Annotated in this window: 33 protein-coding genes; 32 read left to right on the top strand and 1 reads right to left on the bottom strand. The window is 55.3% G+C overall.

Translation table 11 applies throughout. From position 1 onward, the window contains the following. The 31 genes from FHR99_RS08415 to FHR99_RS08565 all read left to right on the top strand — a co-directional run. Nucleotides 1-651 (top strand): EF-Tu C-terminal domain-related protein (locus FHR99_RS08415; RefSeq protein WP_183410217.1); only part of this gene is annotated, 651 nt, incomplete at its 5' end. Nucleotides 652-879: 228 nt separating this feature from the next. After that, nucleotides 880-1,191, top strand: coding sequence for a 30S ribosomal protein S10 (rpsJ, locus tag FHR99_RS08420; protein WP_183410218.1), 312 nt, complete (start codon nucleotides 880-882; stop codon nucleotides 1,189-1,191). Between the two features lie 126 nt (nucleotides 1,192-1,317). Further along, entirely contained in the window at nucleotides 1,318-1,959 is a 642-nt protein-coding gene (rplC, locus tag FHR99_RS08425; RefSeq protein ID WP_183410219.1) for a 50S ribosomal protein L3, read from the top strand. An 11-nt stretch (nucleotides 1,960-1,970) separates the two neighbouring features. After that, the gene (gene rplD / locus FHR99_RS08430) at nucleotides 1,971-2,591 is read left to right on the top strand and encodes a 50S ribosomal protein L4 (protein WP_183410220.1); all 621 of its coding nucleotides are present in this window, start codon (nucleotides 1,971-1,973) and stop codon (nucleotides 2,589-2,591) included. Continuing rightward, a complete protein-coding gene (gene rplW / locus FHR99_RS08435; RefSeq protein ID WP_183410221.1) occupies nucleotides 2,588-2,884 on the top strand; it encodes a 50S ribosomal protein L23 in 297 nt (98 codons plus the stop codon). The genes rplD and rplW overlap by 4 nt, the downstream gene beginning before the upstream one ends. A gap of 15 nt (nucleotides 2,885-2,899) precedes the next feature. After that, on the top strand, nucleotides 2,900-3,727 hold the full coding sequence (gene rplB / locus FHR99_RS08440) for a 50S ribosomal protein L2 (RefSeq protein WP_183410222.1): 828 nt from the start codon (nucleotides 2,900-2,902) through the stop codon (nucleotides 3,725-3,727). A gap of 33 nt (nucleotides 3,728-3,760) precedes the next feature. After that, on the top strand, nucleotides 3,761-4,036 hold the full coding sequence (gene rpsS / locus FHR99_RS08445) for a 30S ribosomal protein S19 (RefSeq protein WP_183410223.1): 276 nt from the start codon (nucleotides 3,761-3,763) through the stop codon (nucleotides 4,034-4,036). A gap of 25 nt (nucleotides 4,037-4,061) precedes the next feature. Then, nucleotides 4,062-4,400, top strand: coding sequence for a 50S ribosomal protein L22 (gene rplV, locus FHR99_RS08450; RefSeq protein ID WP_183410224.1), 339 nt, complete (start codon nucleotides 4,062-4,064; stop codon nucleotides 4,398-4,400). A gap of 14 nt (nucleotides 4,401-4,414) precedes the next feature. Beyond that, the gene (gene rpsC / locus FHR99_RS08455) at nucleotides 4,415-5,080 is read left to right on the top strand and encodes a 30S ribosomal protein S3 (RefSeq protein WP_183410225.1); all 666 of its coding nucleotides are present in this window, start codon (nucleotides 4,415-4,417) and stop codon (nucleotides 5,078-5,080) included. A gap of 23 nt (nucleotides 5,081-5,103) precedes the next feature. After that, nucleotides 5,104-5,517, top strand: coding sequence for a 50S ribosomal protein L16 (gene rplP / locus FHR99_RS08460; protein WP_183410226.1), 414 nt, complete (start codon nucleotides 5,104-5,106; stop codon nucleotides 5,515-5,517). After that, the gene (gene rpmC / locus FHR99_RS08465; protein WP_183410227.1) at nucleotides 5,517-5,708 is read left to right on the top strand and encodes a 50S ribosomal protein L29; all 192 of its coding nucleotides are present in this window, start codon (nucleotides 5,517-5,519) and stop codon (nucleotides 5,706-5,708) included. Before rplP ends, rpmC begins: the two co-directional genes overlap by 1 nt. 2 nt (nucleotides 5,709-5,710) lie before the next feature. After that, entirely contained in the window at nucleotides 5,711-5,977 is a 267-nt protein-coding gene (gene rpsQ, locus FHR99_RS08470; RefSeq protein WP_183410228.1) for a 30S ribosomal protein S17, read from the top strand. Nucleotides 5,978-6,029: 52 nt separating this feature from the next. Next, nucleotides 6,030-6,398 (top strand): 50S ribosomal protein L14, encoded by a 369-nt coding sequence (gene rplN / locus FHR99_RS08475; protein WP_183410229.1) that lies wholly within the window; start codon nucleotides 6,030-6,032, stop codon nucleotides 6,396-6,398. Nucleotides 6,399-6,427: 29 nt separating this feature from the next. Next, complete coding sequence (gene rplX / locus FHR99_RS08480) at nucleotides 6,428-6,739, top strand: 50S ribosomal protein L24 (RefSeq protein WP_183410230.1); 312 nt, start codon at nucleotides 6,428-6,430, stop codon at nucleotides 6,737-6,739. 17 nt (nucleotides 6,740-6,756) lie between these two features. Continuing rightward, complete coding sequence (gene rplE, locus FHR99_RS08485) at nucleotides 6,757-7,296, top strand: 50S ribosomal protein L5 (protein ID WP_183410231.1); 540 nt, start codon at nucleotides 6,757-6,759, stop codon at nucleotides 7,294-7,296. A 12-nt stretch (nucleotides 7,297-7,308) separates the two neighbouring features. Then, nucleotides 7,309-7,614 (top strand): 30S ribosomal protein S14, encoded by a 306-nt coding sequence (rpsN, locus tag FHR99_RS08490; protein ID WP_183410232.1) that lies wholly within the window; start codon nucleotides 7,309-7,311, stop codon nucleotides 7,612-7,614. A gap of 50 nt (nucleotides 7,615-7,664) precedes the next feature. After that, nucleotides 7,665-8,060: a 30S ribosomal protein S8 gene (gene rpsH / locus FHR99_RS08495; RefSeq protein ID WP_183410233.1), complete on the top strand. Its 396-nt coding sequence runs from the start codon at nucleotides 7,665-7,667 to the stop codon at nucleotides 8,058-8,060. Between the two features lie 25 nt (nucleotides 8,061-8,085). Next, nucleotides 8,086-8,616 (top strand): 50S ribosomal protein L6, encoded by a 531-nt coding sequence (rplF, locus tag FHR99_RS08500; protein WP_183410234.1) that lies wholly within the window; start codon nucleotides 8,086-8,088, stop codon nucleotides 8,614-8,616. A gap of 11 nt (nucleotides 8,617-8,627) precedes the next feature. Continuing rightward, on the top strand, nucleotides 8,628-8,978 hold the full coding sequence (rplR, locus tag FHR99_RS08505) for a 50S ribosomal protein L18 (RefSeq protein WP_183410235.1): 351 nt from the start codon (nucleotides 8,628-8,630) through the stop codon (nucleotides 8,976-8,978). A 10-nt stretch (nucleotides 8,979-8,988) separates the two neighbouring features. Then, complete coding sequence (rpsE, locus tag FHR99_RS08510) at nucleotides 8,989-9,498, top strand: 30S ribosomal protein S5 (RefSeq protein ID WP_183410236.1); 510 nt, start codon at nucleotides 8,989-8,991, stop codon at nucleotides 9,496-9,498. Between the two features lie 20 nt (nucleotides 9,499-9,518). Continuing rightward, a complete protein-coding gene (gene rpmD, locus FHR99_RS08515) occupies nucleotides 9,519-9,698 on the top strand; it encodes a 50S ribosomal protein L30 (RefSeq protein WP_183410237.1) in 180 nt (59 codons plus the stop codon). Nucleotides 9,699-9,713: 15 nt separating this feature from the next. Further along, a complete protein-coding gene (gene rplO / locus FHR99_RS08520) occupies nucleotides 9,714-10,148 on the top strand; it encodes a 50S ribosomal protein L15 (RefSeq protein WP_183410935.1) in 435 nt (144 codons plus the stop codon). Nucleotides 10,149-10,160: 12 nt separating this feature from the next. Then, entirely contained in the window at nucleotides 10,161-11,489 is a 1,329-nt protein-coding gene (gene secY / locus FHR99_RS08525; protein ID WP_183410238.1) for a preprotein translocase subunit SecY, read from the top strand. A gap of 30 nt (nucleotides 11,490-11,519) precedes the next feature. Further along, on the top strand, nucleotides 11,520-11,636 hold the full coding sequence (gene rpmJ / locus FHR99_RS08530; protein ID WP_183410239.1) for a 50S ribosomal protein L36: 117 nt from the start codon (nucleotides 11,520-11,522) through the stop codon (nucleotides 11,634-11,636). A 109-nt stretch (nucleotides 11,637-11,745) separates the two neighbouring features. Continuing rightward, nucleotides 11,746-12,102: a 30S ribosomal protein S13 gene (gene rpsM, locus FHR99_RS08535; RefSeq protein WP_183410240.1), complete on the top strand. Its 357-nt coding sequence runs from the start codon at nucleotides 11,746-11,748 to the stop codon at nucleotides 12,100-12,102. A gap of 84 nt (nucleotides 12,103-12,186) precedes the next feature. Continuing rightward, a complete protein-coding gene (rpsK, locus tag FHR99_RS08540; protein ID WP_183410241.1) occupies nucleotides 12,187-12,573 on the top strand; it encodes a 30S ribosomal protein S11 in 387 nt (128 codons plus the stop codon). A gap of 26 nt (nucleotides 12,574-12,599) precedes the next feature. Continuing rightward, entirely contained in the window at nucleotides 12,600-13,220 is a 621-nt protein-coding gene (gene rpsD, locus FHR99_RS08545; protein WP_183410242.1) for a 30S ribosomal protein S4, read from the top strand. A gap of 36 nt (nucleotides 13,221-13,256) precedes the next feature. Then, nucleotides 13,257-14,258, top strand: a complete 1,002-nt coding sequence (locus tag FHR99_RS08550; protein WP_183410243.1) for a DNA-directed RNA polymerase subunit alpha — start codon at nucleotides 13,257-13,259, stop codon at nucleotides 14,256-14,258. Between the two features lie 56 nt (nucleotides 14,259-14,314). Next, a complete protein-coding gene (rplQ, locus tag FHR99_RS08555) occupies nucleotides 14,315-14,707 on the top strand; it encodes a 50S ribosomal protein L17 (protein ID WP_183410244.1) in 393 nt (130 codons plus the stop codon). Between the two features lie 184 nt (nucleotides 14,708-14,891). After that, entirely contained in the window at nucleotides 14,892-15,899 is a 1,008-nt protein-coding gene (locus FHR99_RS08560; RefSeq protein WP_183410245.1) for an LLM class F420-dependent oxidoreductase, read from the top strand. Between the two features lie 104 nt (nucleotides 15,900-16,003). Further along, nucleotides 16,004-17,110, top strand: coding sequence for a diguanylate cyclase (locus tag FHR99_RS08565; protein WP_183410246.1), 1,107 nt, complete (start codon nucleotides 16,004-16,006; stop codon nucleotides 17,108-17,110). A 2-nt stretch (nucleotides 17,111-17,112) separates the two neighbouring features. On the opposite strand, the gene uvrA is transcribed toward FHR99_RS08565, so the two are convergent. Continuing rightward, on the bottom strand, nucleotides 17,113-19,965 hold the full coding sequence (uvrA, locus tag FHR99_RS08570) for an excinuclease ABC subunit UvrA (protein WP_183410247.1): 2,853 nt from the start codon (nucleotides 19,963-19,965) through the stop codon (nucleotides 17,113-17,115). Nucleotides 19,966-20,161: 196 nt separating this feature from the next. Between uvrA and FHR99_RS08575 the strand changes: the two genes are divergently transcribed. After that, nucleotides 20,162-21,523 (top strand): MFS transporter, encoded by a 1,362-nt coding sequence (locus FHR99_RS08575; RefSeq protein WP_246386683.1) that lies wholly within the window; start codon nucleotides 20,162-20,164, stop codon nucleotides 21,521-21,523. Nucleotides 21,524-21,567: the final 44 nt, after the last annotated feature.

Here is a 21,567-nt window from a genome sequence, read left to right on the forward strand (position 1 = left end):
GAAGACGACAACGAAATGGGTACTTCTGCGGTTAAGAAGCTGGTAGAGACTCTGGATGAGTACATTCCTGAGCCCGAGCGTGCGATTGACCAGCCGTTCCTGATGCCGATTGAAGACGTTTTCTCAATCTCAGGTCGCGGTACCGTTGTAACTGGTCGTGTTGAGCGCGGTATTGTTAAGACTGGCGACGAAGTTGAAATCGTTGGTATCCGTGACACCACCAAGACCACCGTTACCGGTGTAGAAATGTTTCGCAAGCTGCTGGACGAAGGCCGTGCCGGTGAGAACGTTGGTGTTCTGCTGCGTGGTACCAAGCGTGATGAAGTTGAGCGTGGTCAGGTTCTGTCCAAGCCCGGTTCTATCACCCCGCACACTCGCTTCGAGGGTGAGGTTTACGTGCTGTCTAAAGAAGAAGGTGGTCGTCACACCCCGTTCTTCAAAGGCTACCGTCCGCAGTTCTACTTCCGTACCACGGACGTAACGGGTGCGTGTGAGCTGCCGGAAGGCGTAGAGATGGTAATGCCTGGCGACAACGTGAAGATGGACGTGACTCTGATCGCACCGATTGCGATGGAAGAAGGTCTGCGCTTCGCGATTCGCGAAGGTGGCCGTACCGTAGGTGCGGGTGTTGTTGCCAAGATCGTTGAGTAATCGGCGTCTGGCGGCGGCCTGAGAGGGTCGCTGAGAAAGGGAGGCTGCTGCCTCCCTTTTTAGTCTGTTTGTAATGAGCGGCAGTCCGGAAAAACCCTGTCAGCACGGCAAAATAGTTGTTGACACTTTTTCGGGCCATCTATAGAATGCCGCTTCCATTTTTCGGGTTAGTCCGCGCAACCAAATTGCCGGGATCCGAAGAATATTCGGGATGGGAGTGTTGGTCAGGTGCAAAATCAACGGATTCGAATTCGTTTAAAAGCTTTTGACCACCGTCTGATCGATGCGTCAACGCAAGAGATTGTAGACACTGCCAAGCGCACTGGCGCCCAGGTACGCGGACCCATTCCGCTGCCTACGCGCAAAGAGCGCTACACAGTGCTGGTCTCGCCGCACGTGAATAAGGATGCTCGTGATCAATACGAGATCCGCACTCACAAGCGGTTGCTGGATATCGTAGAGCCTACAGAAAAAACTGTAGATGCGTTGATGAAGTTGGATTTGGCGGCTGGTGTGGAAGTTCAGATTAGTCTCGGCTAATCGAGGTTTTAAACAAACAATTTAAAACCCGCCCGGGTTTTTGAAGGCAAGAACGCCGGGTTGTGTAACACGCTCACAAGCGTGGCCATAGAGGGTGCAAGCCCCGTACACTGAGAGGTTAAGGAAATGGCTATTGGATTGGTCGGCCGCAAGAGCGGTATGACCCGCGTTTTTACAGACGACGGCGTTTCAATTCCGGTTACTGTGATTGAGGTTTCTCCTAATCGCGTAACTCGAGTCAAAGATAGCGATAGCGATGGCTATCGTGCCATTCAGGTTACCGCAGGTACTCGCAAGGCCTCGCGTGTCAAAAAGTCCCAAGCTGGTGAGTTCGCAAAAGCGGGCGTCGAAGCCGGTCGGGGTTTCTGGGAATTTCGTCTTGAGGGTGAAGAAGCTCCGGAGCTTGGCTCTGAGCTGACTGTTGCCCTGTTCGAGGCGGGTCAAAAAGTTGATGTTACCGGGCAGTCTAAAGGTAAGGGCTTTCAGGGCGGTGTAAAGCGCTGGAACTTCCGCATGCAAGACGCTACCCACGGTAACTCTCTGTCGCACCGTGCGCCTGGCTCTATCGGTCAGTGTCAAACCCCCGGTCGCGTATTCAAGGGTAAGAAGATGGCTGGCCATATGGGTGCCGAGCGCGTAACCGTGCAGACGCTGGAAGTTGTTCGCGTCGATGCGGAGCGCAACCTGATTCTGGTTAAGGGTGCCGTACCTGGTGCGCCTGGTGGTGACGTGTTAGTGCGTCCCGCTGTCAAGGTTAAGAATTCCTAAGGGGGTAAGCAATGGAGCTTAGTATTGCGAAACCCGGTAACGGGGCGGCAGCAGGGACAGTTCAGGTATCTGACGTCGCTTTTGCTCGTGAGTTTAACGAAGATCTCGTTCATCAGGTTGTAACGGCCTATCTGGCCGGTGCCCGTCAGGGTACTCGTGCGCAGAAGACTCGCTCTGAAGTGAGTGGTGGCGGCAAGAAGCCCTGGCGTCAAAAGGGCACTGGTCGTGCACGTGCCGGTACTACTCGCTCGCCAATCTGGCGCAGCGGCGGTGTGACTTTTGCGGCCAAACCGCAGGATCACAGCCAGAAAGTTAACCGCAAGATGTATCGTGCCGCGCTGCGCTCAATTCTGTCTGAGCTGGCTCGTCAGGATCGTCTGGTGGTCGTTGAAGATTTCGAGTTGGAAGCACCGAAAACTAAGGCGCTGATCAAGTCTCTGGCCGACTACGGCATGAATGGTGGTCTGATCGTTTCTCACGAAGTCAGTGAGAATCTGTATCTGGCGGCCCGCAACCTGCACAAGGTTGATGTTCGTGACGTGCAGGGCGTTGATCCGGTAAGTCTGGTGGCTTTTGAGAAGGTTCTGGTCACTGTGCCGGCGCTGAAAAAGCTTGAGGAGATGTTGGCATGAATGCAGAGCGCATCTACAAGATTCTGAAAGGGCCGCACATCTCTGAGAAGGCGGCGATGAGCGCAGACAGCGGCAACCAGGTGGTATTCAAGGTTGCTACTGACGCGAACAAGCTGGAAATCAAGGCTGCAGTTGAAAAACTGTTCAAGGTCAAGGTTACCGACGTTCGCACGCTTAACGTGAAAGGCAAGGTCAAGCGCAACCGTTTTGGCCTGGCCAAGAAGCCGAACTGGAAAAAGGCTTATGTAAGCCTGGCGCAGGGTCACGACATCGACTTTGCGGTTGTGGAATAAGCTGGAGCAGGATAGATGGCAATCGTAAAAAGCAAACCGACATCGCCTGGTCGCCGCTTTGTAGTTCGGGTGGTTAACCCGGAACTGCACAAGGGCGCTCCGCACAAGGCGCTGATCGAGAAGCAAGGTAGAAATGGCGGCCGTAACAACAATGGTCGTATCACAACCCGTCACGTGGGTGGTGGTCACAAGCAGCACTACCGTCTGATCGACTTCAAGCGCAACAAAGACAACATTCTGGGTAAGGTAGAGCGCCTGGAATACGATCCGAACCGCACTGCGAATATTGCACTGGTTCTGTATGCGGATGGTGAGCGTCGCTACATCATCGCGCCGAAAGGCCTGAAAGCCGGTGACGAAGTGCTGTCTGGTCAGAGCGCGCCGATTAAAGTTGGCTCCGCACTGCCGCTGCGCAACATTCCGGTGGGTTCAACGGTTCACTGTATTGAAATGAAGCCCGGCAAGGGTGCTCAACTGGCGCGTAGCGCCGGCACCTCTGCTCAGCTGGTAGCGCGTGAAGGTCAATACGCAACGCTGCGTCTGCGCAGCGGTGAAACTCGCAAGGTTCTGTCCGAGTGTCGGGCAACCCTGGGCGAAGTTTCCAACAGCGAGCACAGTCTGCGCAAACTGGGTAAGGCTGGTGCCAAGCGCTGGCGTGGTGTGCGCCCGACCGTTCGCGGTGTGGCCATGAACCCGGTAGATCACCCGCACGGTGGTGGTGAAGGTCGTACCTCTGGTGGCCGTCATCCGGTTACCCCATGGGGTGTGCCCACCAAGGGTTACAAGACGCGCAAGAACAAGCGCACTAATGATCTGATTGTACGCCGTCGCGGTCGCAAGTAAGACTGCCGGTATTAGGATAGAGAGGAAAAGCTTGTGCCACGTTCTCTAAAAAAAGGTCCGTTTATCGATCTTCACCTGATGAAGAAGGTCGAGGCGGCTGCGGAAAAGAATGATCGTCGTCCGATCAAGACCTGGTCGCGTCGCTCGATGATTTCGCCGGAGATGGTTGGTTTGACGCTTGCCGTTCACAACGGTCGTCAACATGTGCCGGTGCTTGTCTCTGAGGACATGGTCGGGCACAAACTGGGTGAATTTGCTGCAACTCGTACCTACAAAGGTCACGTTGCAGACAAGAAAGCCAAGCGCTAAGCGCGGCTGAAAAGAGGCTAATACGATGGAAGTTGCAGCACGTTTAAGCGGTGCACGTATTTCTGCCCAGAAGGCACGACTGGTTGCTGACCAGATCCGCGGCAAGGGCGTTGAAGAAGCACTGGACATTTTGTCTTTCAGCACGAAGAAGGCTGCTGGCCTCGTCAAGAAAGTGCTGAACTCTGCGATTGCAAATGCAGAGCATAATGAAGGCGCTGATGTTGATGAGCTGAAGGTGTCGACGATCTTTGTGGACGAAGGCATGACGATGAAACGTCTGCGTCCCCGCGCGAAAGGCCGCGCAGATCGCATCCTGAAGAGAACTTGTCACATCACTGTAAAAGTCGCCGATAGCGAAGGCTAGGTAGGAGAGACCACATGGGTCAGAAAGTACACCCGACTGGAATTCGTCTGGGGATCGTAAAAGAGCATAACTCGATCTGGTATGCCGGTAACAAGAACTATGCAAAGCAGCTTGTTACTGACCTTCAGGTTCGCGAACTGATCGAGAAAAAACTGGCAAACGCATCGGTCAGCCGCGTGGTTATCGAGCGTCCTGCACAGACTGCTCGTATCACGATTCACACCGCTCGTCCCGGTATTGTTATCGGTAAGAAAGGTGAAGACGTTGAACTGCTGCGCAAGGAACTGACTGCGCGTATGGGTGTGCCCGTGCACATCAATATCGAAGAAGTGCGCAAGCCTGACCTGGACGCCAAACTGGTTGCTCAGAACGTTTGTCAGCAGCTGGAGCGTCGTGTCATGTTCCGCCGCGCCATGAAGCGTGTTGTGCAGAACGCCATGCGCCAAGGTGCTGAAGGCATCAAGATTCAGGTGAGTGGTCGTGTTGGCGGTGCTGAAATTGCTCGCACCGAGTGGTACCGCGAAGGCCGTGTACCGCTGCACACACTGCGCGCCGATATCGACTACGCCACTGCTGAAGCCGCGACTACTTACGGCATCATCGGTGTGAAAGTCTGGATCTTCAAAGGCGAGATCCTGGACGCCGGCACCGCTCAGGTTGCCGAGACTAAAGCGAAGTAAGAACAGTTTAAGGGTTACGCAAAATGTTACAGCCGAAGCGTACTAAATTTCGCAAGCAGATGAAAAACCGCAACCGCGGTTTGGCGCACCGTGGTAGCAAAGTCAGCTTCGGTGAGTTCGGCTTGAAAGCAACCGGTCGCGGCCGCATCACTGCGCGCCAGATCGAGGCTGCTCGTCGGGCCATGACTCGCCACATCAAGCGGGGCGGAAAAATCTGGATTCGGGTTTTCCCGGATAAGCCTATTACTCAGAAGCCTCTGGAAGTTCGTCAGGGTAAAGGTAAGGGTAATGTTGAATACTGGGTTGCCCAGATTCAGCCCGGCAAAGTGTTGTATGAAGTGCAGGGTGTTTCTGAAGAGCTGGCGCGTGAGGCCTTTACTCTGGCCGCAGCCAAGCTGCCAATTGCAACCACATTTGTTAAACGGTCGGTGATGTGATGAAAGCAGCAGAATTACGTGAAAAGTCTGTTGACGAGCTGAACGGCGAACTGCTGAAGCTGCTGGAAGAGCAGTTCAAGCTGCGCATTCAGAAATCAACAGGCCAACTGGCACAAACTCATCTGTTGACGCAGACTCGTAAAGATATTGCGCGAGTGAAGACAGTGCTGAAACAAAAGGCAGGTAACTGATAATGGCGGAAGCAGCAAGCAATGCACGTACTGCCACCGGTAAAGTGGTCAGTAACAAGATGGATAAAACCATCACTGTCCTCGTTGAGCGTCGAGTGAAGCACCCGGTGTATGGCAAGTACATCACCAAGTCTTCAAAGATTCATGCGCACGATGAAAACAACGAGTGCAAGAGTGGCGACACGGTAACCATCAGCGAGACTCGTCCGCTGTCCAAGACCAAGTCCTGGACACTGTTGCGAATTGATGAAAGTGCGGCCGAAGTTTGATCGGCGGTTGTGTAATCGCAAGTGATACACAGTTAAGGGTTTGGGGTAGGACATGATTCAGACACAAACGTATTTGGATGTAGCAGATAACAGCGGTGCCCGTCGCGTTATGTGTATCAAAGTGCTGGGCGGTTCGCACCGTCGTTACGCGCATGTTGGCGACCTGATCAAGGTTTCCGTCAAGGAAGCAATTCCGCGCGGTAAGGTCAAGAAAGGCCAGGTCATGACAGCAGTTGTTGTTCGTACCAAGAAAGGTGTTCGTCGTGGTGACGGTTCTCTGATCCGTTTCGACGATAACGCTGCGGTACTGTTGAATAACAACCTGGCGCCGATCGGCACCCGTATTTTTGGGCCGGTGACTCGCGAACTGCGTAGTGAGCGATTCATGAAAATTATCTCTCTGGCACCGGAAGTGCTGTAAAGCACGGTAACGGAAAGGGTTGAAGCAGAATGCGTAAGATCAAAAAAGATGACGAAGTAATCGTCATCACCGGTAAAGACAAAGGCAAGCGCGGCAAGGTACGTAAAGTACTGGGCGAGCGCGTACTGGTCGCTGGCGTGAACATGGTCAAAAAGCACCAGCGCGCCAATCCGCAGGCAGGCGTTGCCGGCGGTATCGTCGAGAAAGAAGCGGCGATCCAGATTTCTAATATCGCCATCTTCAATCCGAAGACCAGCAAGGCAGACCGTGTTGGCTTTAAGGTAGAAGAAGGCAAGAAAGTACGCATTTTTAAATCCAGCGGCGAAGTAATCGACGCGTAAGTTGGTTGGAAACGAACATGGCGAATCTGAAAGAGCTCTACGACACAGAATTGCGCGGCAAGCTGAAAGAAGAGCTGGGCTTGGCGAATGCAATGGAAGTCCCGCGCATCACTAAAATCACTCTGAACATGGGTGTTGGCGAAGCCGTTGGCGACAAGAAAGTCCTGGACAATGCTGTGGCCGATCTGGAGCGTATTGCCGGTCAGAAGCCTGTCGTCACCAAAGCGCGTAAGTCTATCGCTGGTTTCAAGATCCGCGACGGCTGGCCCATCGGTGCCAAGGTGACCCTGCGCGGTGAGCGTATGTACGACTTCCTGGAGCGCCTGATCGTTATTGCGATCCCGCGTATCCGCGACTTCCGTGGTATCAGTCCGAAGTCATTTGACGGCCGGGGCAACTTTGCCATGGGCGTTACAGAACAGATCATTTTTCCGGAAATTGAGTACGACAAGGTCGACAAGCTGCGTGGTCTGGATATCACCATTACCACCACAGCGCGCAACAACGACGAAGGTCGCGCCCTGTTGAAAGCATTCAATTTCCCGTTCAAGAACTAAAGGGTAGAGATTATGGCCAAGCAGTCAATGAAAGCCCGTGAAGCCAAGCGAGCTAAAACTGTAGCGAAATACGCGGCGAAGCGTGCTGAATTGAAAGCAATCATCGCAAGTCAGACTGCGTCTGACGATGAAAAGTGGGATGCGCAGATCGCTCTGCAAAAGCTGCCCCGCAATGCCAGCCCTATCCGCCAGCAGCGTCGCTGCCAGCTGACCGGTCGTCCGCACGCGGTTTACCGCAAGTTCGGTCTGTGCCGTAACCAGCTGCGCGAAGCAGCAATGCGCGGTGACGTTCCGGGTCTGGTTAAGGCCAGTTGGTAATTTAAGAGTATTGTGGTGCCGGGTGAGCCGGCCAGAGTTGGGAGCAGAACATGAGCATGCAAGACCCGTTGGCGGATATGTTGACCCGCATCCGCAACGCTCAGATGGCAGGTAAAGCCAGTGTGTCCATTCCGTCATCGAATTTGAAAAAGGCGGTTGCGGCGGTATTGCTGGAAGAAGGTTACATTGCCGGGCACCGCGTTGAGCAGCAAGGTGCGAAATCAGATCTGATCGTTGATCTGAAGTATTTCCAGGGTAAACCGGTTATCGCTGAAATTCAGCGTGCCAGCCGCCCTGGTCTGCGCACCTACGCAGGCAAAGACGAGCTGCCGCAAGTACGCGCAGGACTGGGTGTTGCCATCATCTCCACCAGCAAAGGTGTGATGACTGACCGTGCAGCACGTGCTGCCGGTGTAGGTGGCGAAGTACTCTGTACTGTCTTCTAAAGATTGATATTGGCGAGTTTACAAAATGTCTAGAGTAGCTAAAGACCCGGTAAGCATCCCCAAGGGCGTCGAGGTCAAGCTTAACGGCAGCGATATCGCGGTGAAGGGTTCCAATGGCAACCTGACCATGGTTATCAACGACGCTGTTGAAGTTAAGCAGGAAGACGACACGCTGGTGTTTGCTCCGCGTGACGAGAAAACCAGCTGGGCGATGGCGGGCACAACCCGTGCACTGGTCAACAACATGGTCGTTGGTGTGAGTCAGGGCTTCGAGCGCAAGCTGGAGCTGAACGGTGTTGGTTACCGTGCGAAAGCATCGGGTAAAACCGTTAACCTGACATTGGGTTTTTCACACCCGATTGATTATCAGCTGCCCGAAGGTGTCACTGCAGACACCCCGACTCAGACTGAAATCGTGCTGAAGTCAGCTGACAAGCAGTTGTTGGGTCAGGTCGCTTCAGAAATTCGCGCCTTCCGTCCGCCCGAGCCGTACAAGGGCAAAGGTGTGCGCTACGCGGATGAATACGTCCGTCGTAAAGAAGCGAAGAAGAAGTAAGGGCTGAGATTATGAGCGAAAAGAGAGATTCAAGATTACGTCGGGCCCGTCGCTCTCGCGTTAAAATGCGCGAACTGCGTGCTGTTCGCCTGACCGTACACCGCACTCCGCGTCACATGTACGCCCAGGTGATCACTGCCGAGGGTGACAAAGTTCTGGCCAGCGCTTCCACGCTGGACAAAGAGCTGCGCAGTGGTGCGACTGGCAATGCTGATGCAGCGGCCAGCGTAGGTAAACTGATTGCCGAGCGCGCCAAAGCTGCCGGTGTAACTGAGGTGGCGTTTGACCGTAGCGGTTTCCGCTACCACGGCCGTGTGAAAGCACTGGCAGACGCTGCACGTGAAGGCGGCTTGGAATTCTAAGAGGCGAGCAATGGCATACGATCAGAAAGGCAAAGACAACACCGAAGGCCTGCAGGAAAAGCTGGTTCAGGTTAACCGTGTAGCGAAAGTGGTCAAAGGTGGTCGCATCTTCGGCTTCACTGCACTGACTGTAGTTGGCGACGGCAATGGCAAAGTTGGCTTCGGTCGTGGCAAAGCGCGTGAAGTGCCTGTTGCGATCCAGAAAGCAATGGAAGCAGCACGTCGCAACATGATCCAGGTAGATCTGAACGGTCACACCATTCAGTACCCGGTCAAGGCTCGCCACGGTGCCTCCAAGGTATACATGCAGCCGGCCTCTGAAGGTACCGGTGTAATCGCCGGTGGTGCGATGCGTGCGGTTCTTGAAATCGCTGGCGTTCACAACGTACTGGCCAAGTGTTACGGGTCTACCAACCCGGTCAACGTGGTTCGCGCTACGATCAATGGCCTGAAAGCAATCTCTTCTCCGGAAGAAGTTGCCGCCAAGCGCGGTAAGACTGTTGAAGAAATTACAAGCTAAACGAGCTGGAATTTAGAGCCATGGCGAAAACGATTAAAGTTACCCAGACCCGGTCTACTGCGGGCCGTTTGCAAGCTCACAAAGCCTGCGTGGCTGGATTGGGTCTGCGCCGGATTGGTCACACCGTTGAAGTGGAAGATACACCTTCTGTTCGCGGCATGATCAATAAAGTTAATTACCTGGTTCGGGTAGAGGATTAAGTGATGAGCTCAGATATGCGTTTGAATACATTGAGCCCAGCGCCCGGTCGCACGAAAGATGCAAAACGTCGCGGTCGCGGCATTGGCAGCGGCTTGGGCAAGACCGGTGGTCGCGGCCACAAGGGTTTGAAATCCCGCTCCGGTGGTAAAGTGCGTCCAGGTTTCGAGGGTGGTCAAATGCCCTTGCAGAAACGTCTGCCCAAGTACGGTTTTACTTCCCGTCTGGCGCGCGTTACTGCCCAGATTCGCACCAGCGAACTGGCGAAAGTCGACGCAGACGTGATTGATCTGGAAGCGCTGAAGCGTGCCGATATCGTTGGCACCAACATTGAGCGCGCCAAGGTCTTCCTGTCTGGCGAGCTGAACAAAGCCGTTACCATTAAAGGTCTGGCGGTGACCAAGGGTGCGCGCGAGCTGATCGAAAAAGCTGGCGGCAAGGTCGAAGACTAATCGGGGTAAAACATGGCGAAGCCAGGACCGGGTTCCAATAATCAGGCGGGATTAGGCGAGCTGTTTGCTCGCCTTCGTTTTGTACTGCTGGCGATAATTGTTTATCGCATCGGTACCCATATTCCGGTGCCTGGAATTAACCCGGATCAGCTGGCGGCGCTGTTCAACCAGAACCAGGGTACGATCCTCGGTCTGTTTAACATGTTCTCCGGTGGTGCCCTTGAGCGCATGAGTATTCTGGCGCTGGGCATTATGCCTTACATCTCTGCATCGATCATCATGCAGCTGATGTCGGCGGTTAGCCCGCAGCTGGAAGCGCTGAAGAAAGAAGGTGAAGCGGGGCGTCGCAAGATTACCCAATACACGCGCTACCTTACGGTGGCACTGGCGACCCTGCAGGGTACCGGTATGGCCGTGGGTATGGGCAACCAGGGTTTGGCGTTTGATCCCGGGTTTTCGTTTTACTTTGTCGCGGTCGTGTCTCTGGTTACCGGCGCAGTCTTCATGATGTGGCTGGGCGAGCAGATCACTGAGCGCGGTATCGGCAACGGTATTTCACTGCTGATTTTCGCTGGTATCGTAGCCGGTCTGCCAGCGGCGGTTGTGCAGTCGCTGGAACAGGCGCGCCAGGGCGAGATCAACATTCTGGTGCTGCTGGGTATTCTGGCACTGGCGATTGCGGTGATTTATCTGGTGGTGTTTATCGAGCGCGGTCAGCGTCGCATCACTGTGAACTACGCCAAGCAACAGCGCGGCCGCAAGATGTATCAGGCGCAGAGCAGTCACCTGCCCCTGAAAGTGAACATGGCCGGTGTTATCCCGGCGATTTTCGCCAGCTCTATTCTGCTGTTCCCGGCGTCTATCGCCCAGTGGTTCGGTCAGAGCGGCGACGAAAGTATGGAATGGCTGCAGGAAGTCGCGCTGGCGATCGGTCCCGGCCAACCGCTGAACATCCTGTTGTTCACGGCATTGATTGTATTCTTCTGCTTCTTCTACACCGCGTTGATGTTCAACCCGAGTGAAGTGGCAGATAACCTGAAGAAGTCCGGCGCGTTTTTGCCGGGTATTCGCCCGGGTGCGCAGACTGCGAACTACATCGACGGCGTACTGACCCGCCTGACCATGTTCGGTTCTCTGTATATCGCGCTGGTGTGTTTGCTGCCTCAGTTTCTGGTAGTGATGTGGAACGTGCCCTTCTATCTGGGCGGTACCTCACTGCTGATTGTGGTGGTAGTGGTAATGGATTTCATGGCACAGGTTCAGTCTCATCTCATGTCTCATCAGTATGAGTCAGTGATGAAGAAAGCGAACCTCAAAAATTACGGTGGCGGCCTGCGGTAATAGCCGGCCCGGTTCTCAGGAGAGTTAGAGATGAAAGTGCGTGCATCAGTCAAAAAGATCTGCCGCAACTGCAAAATGGTTCGCCGCAAGGGTGTGGTACGGGTGATCTGCTCTGCCGAGCCGCGTCACAAGCAGCGTCAGGGTTGATTTGTCCTGGTCTTGCGTATAGACTATCGCGCCTTTCGCGTGCGGTAGCCTGATATAGCAAGGCTACGTGCCGGGTTCAGGCCCGGAAATTTAGTTTGGAGTGTTATAAATGGCTCGTATCGCTGGTGTAAACATACCAGATAACAAACATGCCGTGATTTCGTTGACTTACATCTACGGAATCGGTCGCACGACTGCCAAAAGTCTGTGTGCGACAACGGGTGTCGCGGAAGATGCCAAGATTGGTGATCTGAGCGAAGAGCAACTGGATTCGCTGCGTAATGAAATCGGCAAAATCCAGGTAGAAGGTGACCTTCGTCGTGAAGTGTCCATGAACATCAAGCGTCTTCTGGACCTGGGTTGCTACCGCGGCCTGCGTCACCGTAAGAGCTTGCCGGTTCGTGGTCAGCGCACCAAAACCAATGCCCGCACTCGTAAAGGCCCGCGTAAACCGATTCGCAAGTAAGCAGATCGTTTTCCGCTTTAGTGTAGCTACACCCCGCAGCCTCGCTGCACTGTGTAGTGTTGATATTAGAGATAGGATGTAAACATGGCTAAGCCCGGTTCTACCCGTAAAAAGGTAAAGAAAACCGTAGTGGATGGCGTTGCCCATATCCACGCTTCTTTCAATAACACGATCGTTACCATCACCGACCGTCAGGGCAACACCCTGAGCTGGGCGACTGCCGGTGGTAGCGGCTTCCGTGGTTCGCGTAAAAGCACCCCGTTCGCAGCCCAGGTTGCTGCCGAGCGCGCTGGTGAAGCCGCGAAAGACTACGGCCTGAAAAACCTGGACGTTGAAGTTAAAGGTCCTGGCCCGGGTCGTGAATCCGCTGTTCGAGCTCTGAACAACTGCGGATACAAGATCACCAACATTACCGACGTGACGCCCATCCCGCACAATGGATGCCGTCCGCCGAAAAAACGTCGCGTGTAATTAACAGATAAACAGGAATACTTGGTATGGCTCGTTACATAGGCCCTAGCTGCAAACTCTCCAGACGGGAAGGCACTGACCTGTTTCTCAAGAGCGGCGTTCGCCCCCTGGAATCAAAATGTAAAGCTGAAGCTGCTCCCGGCATGCACGGTGCACGTCGTGGCCGTCTGTCTGACTACGGTGTCCAGCTGCGTGAAAAGCAGAAGGTTCGTCGCATGTACGGCGTTCTGGAAAAGCAGTTCCGCAACTACTACAAAGAAGCTGCACGCCTGAAAGGTGCAACCGGTGAAAACCTGCTGTGCCTGCTGGAATCGCGTCTCGACAACGTGGTTTACCGCATTGGCTTCGGTGCTACTCGTGCGGAAGCACGTCAGCTGGTTTCGCACAAAGCGATTCAAGTTAACGGTCAGACTGTTAACATCGCTTCTTATCAGGTGAAGCCCGGTGACGTGATCACTGTCCGTGAAAAGGCCAAGAACCAGCTGCGCATCAAGTCTGCGATGGCTCTGGCTGCCCAGCGTGGCGACATCAGCTGGATCGACGTGAACACCGACAAGATGGAAGGCACTTACAAAGCCAACCCGGATCGTACTGACCTCTCTTCAGAGATCAACGAACATTTGATTGTTGAGCTTTACTCTAAGTAAGTTGTCAGTCCAGTTAATCTCACTACAGGTGAAACTATGCAGAGTGCAGTGAACGAATTTCTCACACCCCGCGTGATTCAGGTGGATGAGCAAAGCGAAACCCGCGCCAAGGTAACCCTTGAGCCGCTGGAGCGTGGTTTTGGCCACACTCTGGGCAATGCTCTGCGTCGCATCCTGCTGTCTTCCATGCCGGGTTGTGCCATCACAGAAGTAGAGATCGATGGCGTTCAGCACGAATACAGCGCAATGGAAGGTGTTCAGGAAGACGTTATCGAAGTCCTGCTGAACCTGAAAGGCGTTGCAGTAACCATGAACGGCAAAGATCAGGCCGTTCTGAACCTGAGCAAGAAAGGCCCCGGCATCGTTACCGCTGGCGACATTCAGGTTGATCATGACATCGAGATCAAAAATCCTGAGCATGTCATCGCGACTTTGAACGAAGCTGGTGAGCTGAACATGCGTCTGACCGTTGCCCGCGGTCGTGGCTATGTTCCTGCTGATGCCCGCGAAACTGGCGAAGAAGAGACCCGCAGCATCGGTCGTCTGAGCCTGGATGCGACCTTCAGCCCGATTGCTCGCGTAGCCTACGTGGTTGAGAGCGCTCGTGTTGAACAGCGCACTGATCTGGACAAGCTGGTTCTGGATCTGGAAACCAACGGCACCATCGACCCCGAAGAGGCGATCCGTCGTGCGGCGACCATCCTGCAACAGCAGCTGGCCGTGTTTGTTGATCTGGAAAGCGAAGGCGATGCCGAGCCTGCGCGCGAAGAAGATGAAGTTGATCCGATTCTGCTGCGCCCGGTAGACGACCTGGAGCTGACCGTACGCTCTGCGAACTGTCTGAAAGCCGAGAACATCTACTACATCGGTGATCTGGTACAGCGCACTGAGGTCGAGCTGCTGAAGACCCCGAACCTGGGTAAGAAGTCGCTGACTGAAATCAAGGACGTACTGGCGTCTCGCGGACTGTCTCTGGGCCTGCGCCTGGACAACTGGCCGCCTGCCAGCCTGAAGAATGACGACCGCGTTCTGGTTTAAGAACAGGTCTTGAAGTATTAGCTTGCTGAGATAGCACAACGTAAAGGAATCAAGCCATGCGTCACCGTCAAAGTGGACGTCAACTGAACCGGAACAGCTCTCACCGTAAAGCCATGTTCCGCAACATGACTGCGTCATTGGTTGAGCACGAACTTATCAAAACTACTGTGCCGAAAGCGAAAGAGCTGCGTCGTCACGCTGAGCCGCTGATCACTCTGGCTAAGCAAGACAGTGTTGCCAATCGCCGTCTGGCCTTCGACCGTCTGCGCAACAAGGCAGCCGTTGGTAAGCTCTTCAGCGAGCTGGGCCCGCGCTACCAGGAGCGTCCCGGTGGTTACATCCGCATCATGAAGTGTGGCTTCCGCGATGGCGACAGCGCGCCGATGGCCTATGTTGAACTGGTTGACCGCCCCGTTGCGGAAGAGCAGGACGACGACACTGAAGAGTAAGGTGTTGCGGTTTTAGCCGCAAAACGACTCGAAAAAGCCGGCTAAGTGTCGGCTTTTTTGTGTCTGCCCTTAGCGAAAGTATGATCAGAAAGGCCAGTATTTTGACTGATTCGCCCATGGCTGGTGTCGCGTACTTGAATTACTCTGTGGGTCTGTCAGAACACCACCAAAAGGGGATAGGGTCATGAAACTGGGTTTGCAGCTGGGTTATTGGGGTGCGCTTGCGCCGGGAAACTCACACGTTGAACTGGCTCAGGAAGCCGAGAAACTAGGCTACGACTCCGTTTGGACCGCCGAATCCTGGGGTAATGATGCCTTTACGCCATTGGCATGGATCGGCGCGCATACGTCAAAGATCCGGCTCGGCACCTCGGTCGCCCAGCTTTCTGCGCGCACGCCCACGGCCTGTGCAATGTCTGCTCTGGCGCTGGACCACCTGTCCGGCGGCCGCATGATTCTGGGTCTCGGTGTCTCGGGGCCGCAGGTTGTCGAGGGCTGGTATGGGCAACCCTTCAGCAAGCCGGTTTCTCGCACCCGCGAATATGTCAACATTATCCGGCAGGTGATGGCTCGTGAAGCTCCTGTGACCAACGATGGCGAGCACTATCCTCTGCCCTACAAGGGTCCCGGTGCTTGGGGTATGGGTAAGCCGCTTAAGCCCATCACTCACCCTTTGCGCAAAGACCTGCCCATCTTCCTCGGCGCAGAAGGTCCGAAGAATGTGGCGCAGACAGCAGAGATTGCCGACGGCTGGTTGCCCCTGTACTACTCTCCCTATCGTCAGGAGGTCTACGCCGATCAGCTGAAGGGGGCAAAGGAAGGCTTCGAAATTTCCGCTATGGCGATGGTCAATATCAACGACGATCTCGAGCAGGCGCTGTACCCGGTTAAGGCTATGCTGGCGTTCTATATCGGCGGCATGGGCTCGAAAAAGCGTAACTTCCACAAAGAGCTGATGTCCCGCATGGGCTTTGAAGCTGAGGCCGATCGCATTCAAGAACTATTTTTTGAAGGCAAACAGGAAGAAGCGATTCACGTGGTGCCGGATCAATTTGCCGATGAGATTTCGCTGTCCGGATCCAAAGCCCGGGTGAAAGAGCGCCTGGAAGCCTGGAAGGATTCACCCGTGACCTCCCTGCTCGTGATGGGCGATACCAGCCTACTGCGCGATATGGCGGAAATGGTGTTGTAGCGGGGCGCTGCAACTGCTGTTGAAAAAATAAACAGCGCGTGCTAGTTATAGTCGGATAATCAACTATAATGAGAAGCGGGTCACATTTTCCCGCGGACGCGCTAATGAAAGGATCTCTCAGCCGGGCTGTCGGGCACCTAGTGCCTGCCGAGCTGGCCAAGCAAAAGGCCGAACTCCACCGTTACCAACTGTTCGTGGCCGTCAACTTGTCCCTAGTTGTGGTCATATTGCTGGCGCAAATCTACAGTGTGTTGTTTAGCGGGATACCCAGCCATACCTATGGCTGGACCTTTGGTTTCACGATACCCCTGCAAATTGCGCTTATCGTCGGTGTGCTGATCTTTCGGCACGCCAAGCGTTTTGTGCTGGCGGTTAATCTGTCTCTGGCGGTGATGTTTATTACCGTCTCCGTGGTCGTCGGATTTTTAGGCGGGCCCTTGGGCAGTATTTCGGCCAGTATGATGGTCGCACCGCCGGTATTCGCCTTTGTTCTGCTGGGCTTAAAGCCCGGTATTATTTGGGCCGTGATTACCTACGCGGTGATATTTGGCGCGAGTTTATTACAGATCAGCGGCTTCGAATTCCCCAATATCGCGCAGGGCCCGATGGTTCAGGTTAACGAATTGGTTCATGCATCTGTTGCCTTCGGTGCCTTGATTCTGATGATCGTGTTTTACGAGCTCAACAATCAGCGCTACCGGAAACAATTGGTGGAAGTGGCGCGGCGGGATGATCTAACGCTGTTACCTAATCGCACCGCGTTTTATCGCGAGTTGCAGGGAGCCATTGATCGCTACGAGGCAAAGCGCGAGCGTTTTTCACTGGTCTATATCGATCTCGATAACTTCAAGCCGGTGAACGATGAGCACGGACACTCTGCGGGGGATCGGGTGTTACAGGCTTTTGCCGGCCGTCTGCGGCGGGCAGTGCGGTCCCAGGATTTTGTCTGTCGGCTGGCCGGGGATGAGTTTGCGATTCTGTTACATGGGACTGTCGATCATCGAATTACCCAGCTGGTGCTGGACCGCCTGCAGCGGCAACTGGAGCGGCCCATCAATCTGCGCAACGGCAACACTGTGCGCCTGTCTGCCAGCACCGGCCTCGCGCTCTATCCTGACGATGCGAGAACGCTGGAGGAGATACTGCACGCGGCCGACGAGCGCATGTATCGCAACAAGCGCAGCGCGCAGACCGAGTCTACCGTCAGCTAGATTCAGGCTGATTTCGCTTTCTTTCTCGCAGGTTTAACGATGTCGGCCAGGAATCGCCCGGTGTGAGATTCACGGCATTCGGCAACGTCTTCTGGCGTTCCTTCCGCAATGATCTCGCCGCCCCCGCTGCCGCCTTCCGGGCCGAGGTCAACAATCCAGTCCGCGGTTTTGATGACATCCAGATTGTGTTCTATGACAACCACGGTGTTGCCGTGATCGCGCAGACGGTGCAGCACGTTCAGTAGTTGTTGAATATCGTGGAAGTGCAAGCCTGTCGTCGGTTCGTCGAGAATGTATAGGGTTTTACCCGTGTCTCGCTTGGAGAGCTCACGAGCGAGTTTTACGCGCTGGGCTTCGCCCCCTGACAAGGTGGTTGCCGCCTGGCCCAGTCGGATGTACGACAGGCCGACATCCACCAGTGTATCCAATTTCTTTTTAATAGCGGGTACGTTCTGGAAGAACTCGGCGGCATCTTCTACCGTCATCTCCAGCACTTCGTGAATGTTTTTACCCTTGTAGTGTATCTCCAGCGTCTCGCGGTTATAGCGCTTGCCGGTGCAGACATCGCAGGGCACGTAGACGTCGGGTAGAAAGTGCATTTCCACCTTGGTGACACCATCGCCCTGACAGGCTTCGCAGCGTCCACCCTTCACGTTAAAGCTGAAGCGGCCCGCTTTATAGCCACGGGAGCGGGCTTCCTGCGTGCCGGCGAACAGTTCCCGCACCGGCGTGAAAATGCCGGTATAAGTGGCGGGGTTTGAACGGGGAGTGCGCCCAATCGGGCTTTGATCGATATCGATACATTTGTCGATCAGATTGAGCCCTTCAATGCTTTCATACGGGGCCGGCGTTAAGGTGCTTGCGCCGTTCAGGTCGGTGGCAGCAATCGGGTAGAGCGTGTGGTTGATCAGTGTCGATTTGCCAGATCCGGAAACGCCAGTAACACAGGTCATGAGGCCGAGCGGAATCCGCAGCGTGACATCCTGCAGGTTATTGCCACTGGCGCCATTCAGCACCAGCTGACGCTCAGGGTCAGGCGTGTGCCGTTTCTTGGGGATGGCGATGGTTTTCTTGCCGCTTAAGTATTGCCCGGTGAGGGACTGGGGGCTTTTCAAAATATCTTTCAGGGTGCCCTTGGCAACCACCTGGCCGCCGTGAACGCCTGCGCCGGGACCGATATCCAGCACAAAATCCGCCGCGCGAATCGCGTCTTCGTCGTGTTCTACCACAATCACCGTGTTGCCCAGATCGCGCAGGTGAATCAGAGTATTCAGCAGGCGCTCGTTATCGCGCTGGTGCAGGCCGATAGAGGGCTCATCGAGAATGTACATCACGCCGACCAGTCCGGCGCCAATCTGGCTGGCCAGGCGAATGCGCTGGGCCTCGCCGCCGGACAGGGTGTCTGCGCTGCGATCCAGCGTCAGATAGTTCAGGCCGACATCAACCAGAAAGGTGAGCCGCTCACGAAGTTCTTTCAGGATTTTCTCGGCGATCTTGCCACGCCGTCCGGACAGCTCCAGCGATTCAAAATATTCCCGTGCGTCTGCGACCGGCAGGGCTGCGATAGAGGGCAGGGTATGATCGTCGAGAAACACATTGCGCGCTTCGCGGCGCAGACGGGTGCCTTCGCAATCAGGGCAATGCTGGGTGCTGAGAAACTTCGCGAGCTCCTCGCGCACCGACATGGATTCGGTCTCGCGGTAACGGCGTTCCATATTCGGAATAACGCCTTCAAAGCGGTGTTTGCGTTTGAAGCTGTCGCCGCGATCGTTGATGTAGGTGAACTGAATTTCTTCGTCACCGCTGCCGTGTAGAATTTTTTTCTGATGGCTTTTTGACAGCTCCTCAAAAGGCGTATCAACGTCAAAGCCATAGTGTTCAGCGAGCGAGGTCAGCAGATGAAAGTAGTACACGCTGCGTCGATCCCAGCCGCGAATGGCGCCTTGTGAAAGGCTCGCTTCCGGGTGCTGAACGACGCGGCTTTCATCGAAGAACTGGCGCAAACCAAGACCGTCACAGCTGCTGCAGGCACCCATGGGGCTGTTAAAGGAGAACAGTCGCGGTTCCAGCTCCGACAGGGAGTAACCGCACTCGGTGCAAGCGAACAGTGACGAGAAAACAATATCGGCGCCGGACGGATCGTCCATCGGGCTGATCACAGCGATACCACCGGTCAGGTTCAGCGCCGTTTCAAAGGATTCGGCAAGACGCAGCTTCAGGTCGTCGCGCACCTTGAAGCGATCCACTACCACTTCAATGGTATGCTTCTTTTTCTTGTCCAGCTTGGGCGCTTCGTCCAGATCACAGACGATGCCATCCACTCGCACCCGTACAAAACCGTCTCGGCGAAGCTGTTCGAACACATGCAGGTGTTCGCCCTTGCGGTTGCTGATCATCGGCGCCAGCAGCATCAATTTGCTGCCTTCCGGTTGCGCCAGCACGGTGTCGACCATCTGGCTGATGGTCTGAGCTTCAAGCGCCTGACCGTGGGTGGGGCAGCGTGGCTCGCCCACGCGAGCAAACAAGAGGCGCAGATAATCGTAAATTTCGGTGATGGTGCCGACGGTCGAGCGCGGATTGTGGGAGGTGGATTTCTGCTCAATGGAGATGGCCGGCGACAGACCCTCGATATGGTCCACATCGGGCTTGTCCATCATCGACAGGAACTGGCGGGCGTAGGTGGACAGTGATTCCACGTAGCGGCGCTGCCCCTCGGCGTACAGGGTGTCAAAGGCCAGCGATGACTTGCCGGAACCGGACAGGCCGGTAATCACCACCAGCTTGTCGCGGGGAATATCCAGATCAATGTTTTTCAGGTTGTGGGTGCGGGCACCCCGGACAAGTATTCGATCCATGCTCTCTCTCGGTGGTTGCCGCCGCTATAATCGCAAATGCAGCAGGCTGAACCGGACAAGTATAAAGTTTCACCACCGTCGGGTGCAAAGTGGCGGCTTTCACCTGACAGCCTCGAGCTGCTAAAATTGCGCTCTTTACCGGATCGCCCTGTTACGCGGGCGGCCGCCATCTCAGATCAATCACGCAGGGTTTCCTTTGACTCACCCGGACAGAATGACCGGTATCGAGAAACGGGCTGTTTTCTCGCTGTCGCTGTTGTACATCTTCCGTATGCTCGGGCTCTTTCTGGTGTTGCCGGTTCTAGCCGTCTATGGTCCGGATTACGCCGGCAGTACCGGCACGCTGGTGGGCTTGGCGGTCGGCATTTATGGGCTAAGTCAGGCCGTTCTGCAAATTCCCCTCGGTCTGCTGTCGGATCGCTTTGGCCGTAAGCCGATAATTTTTGCGGGCCTCTTGCTGTTTGCGCTGGGTAGCATTGTTGCAGCCTCGGCAGATACGATCTGGGGGCTCATTGCCGGGCGCTTTTTGCAGGGCGCCGGTGCGATTGCCAGCACCCTCACGGCACTGATGGCCGATCTGACCCGCGAGCAGCATCGCAGCAAGGCCATGGCGGGTATCGGCGCCAGTATCGGTATGTCTTTCGCGGTGGCCTTGGTGTTGGGCCCGGTGATCAGCGCGCAAATGGGGCTGTCCGGGCTGTTCTGGCTGACGGGAGTCTTGGCCCTGATCGGCATGATCCTGCTGTGGACCACGGTGCCTACCGCAACGTGTGTCAGCAATAACGCCGAGGTGCGTTCGGTGCCGGATATGATGCGGCGCTGCCTGGCTGATGCGGATTTGATGCGCCTCAATGCCGGGGTATTTGCCCTCCATCTGATGATCACCGCTCAGTTTGTGGCGGTGCCCGCCTATCTGGAAAGCATGGGGCTGGATGTGGCCCGCCATTGGCAGATTTACCTGCCGATGCTGTTTCTGGCCTTTCTGATTATGGTGCCGGCGATGGTGGCGGCCGAGCGCCGAGGGAAGGTCAAGGCCATGATCTTGATTGCGGTAGCCTTGCTTGGTGGCTCGACCCTGAGTATGGCGCTGCTGGGACACAGCCTGGTGTTGTTTCTGGCTGGGCTGCTGGTGTTTTTTGTGGTGTTCAACCTGCTGGAAGCCAACTTGCCGTCCCTGCTTAGCCGGACGGTCTATCCCGGCGGTCGTGGCACGGCGATGGGGATTTTCTCCAGCTTTCAATTCTTTGGCGCCTTCTGTGGCGGTAGCCTCGGGGGTCTTTTGATGGCGAACTGGGGCGTGACCGGCGTGTTTGGTCTGTGTGCAGGGGTCGGATTGGTTTGGCTGCTGATCGCGCTGAAACTGCGGGTGCCGGCGCCGGCACCGAATCTGGCGGTGGAAATTGGCCGCGACGAGCAGCAGCGTAAAACGGTGTTGGAGCGCCTGCGCGAGTGGCCGGACGTGCTCGATATTACCGTGATTGCCGGTGAGCCGGTGATCTACATCAAGGTGGCTAGCGACTTCGACCGTCGCCGTCTGGACGAACTGATCTCCGCCTAGTGAGGTTGGGGTATTTTGGTTATAGTGGGCGTTTGGTGTCGGCC

Source organism: Litorivivens lipolytica (genome assembly GCF_014191715.1).
Classification (GTDB): Bacteria; Pseudomonadota; Gammaproteobacteria; order Pseudomonadales; family Spongiibacteraceae; genus Litorivivens; species Litorivivens lipolytica.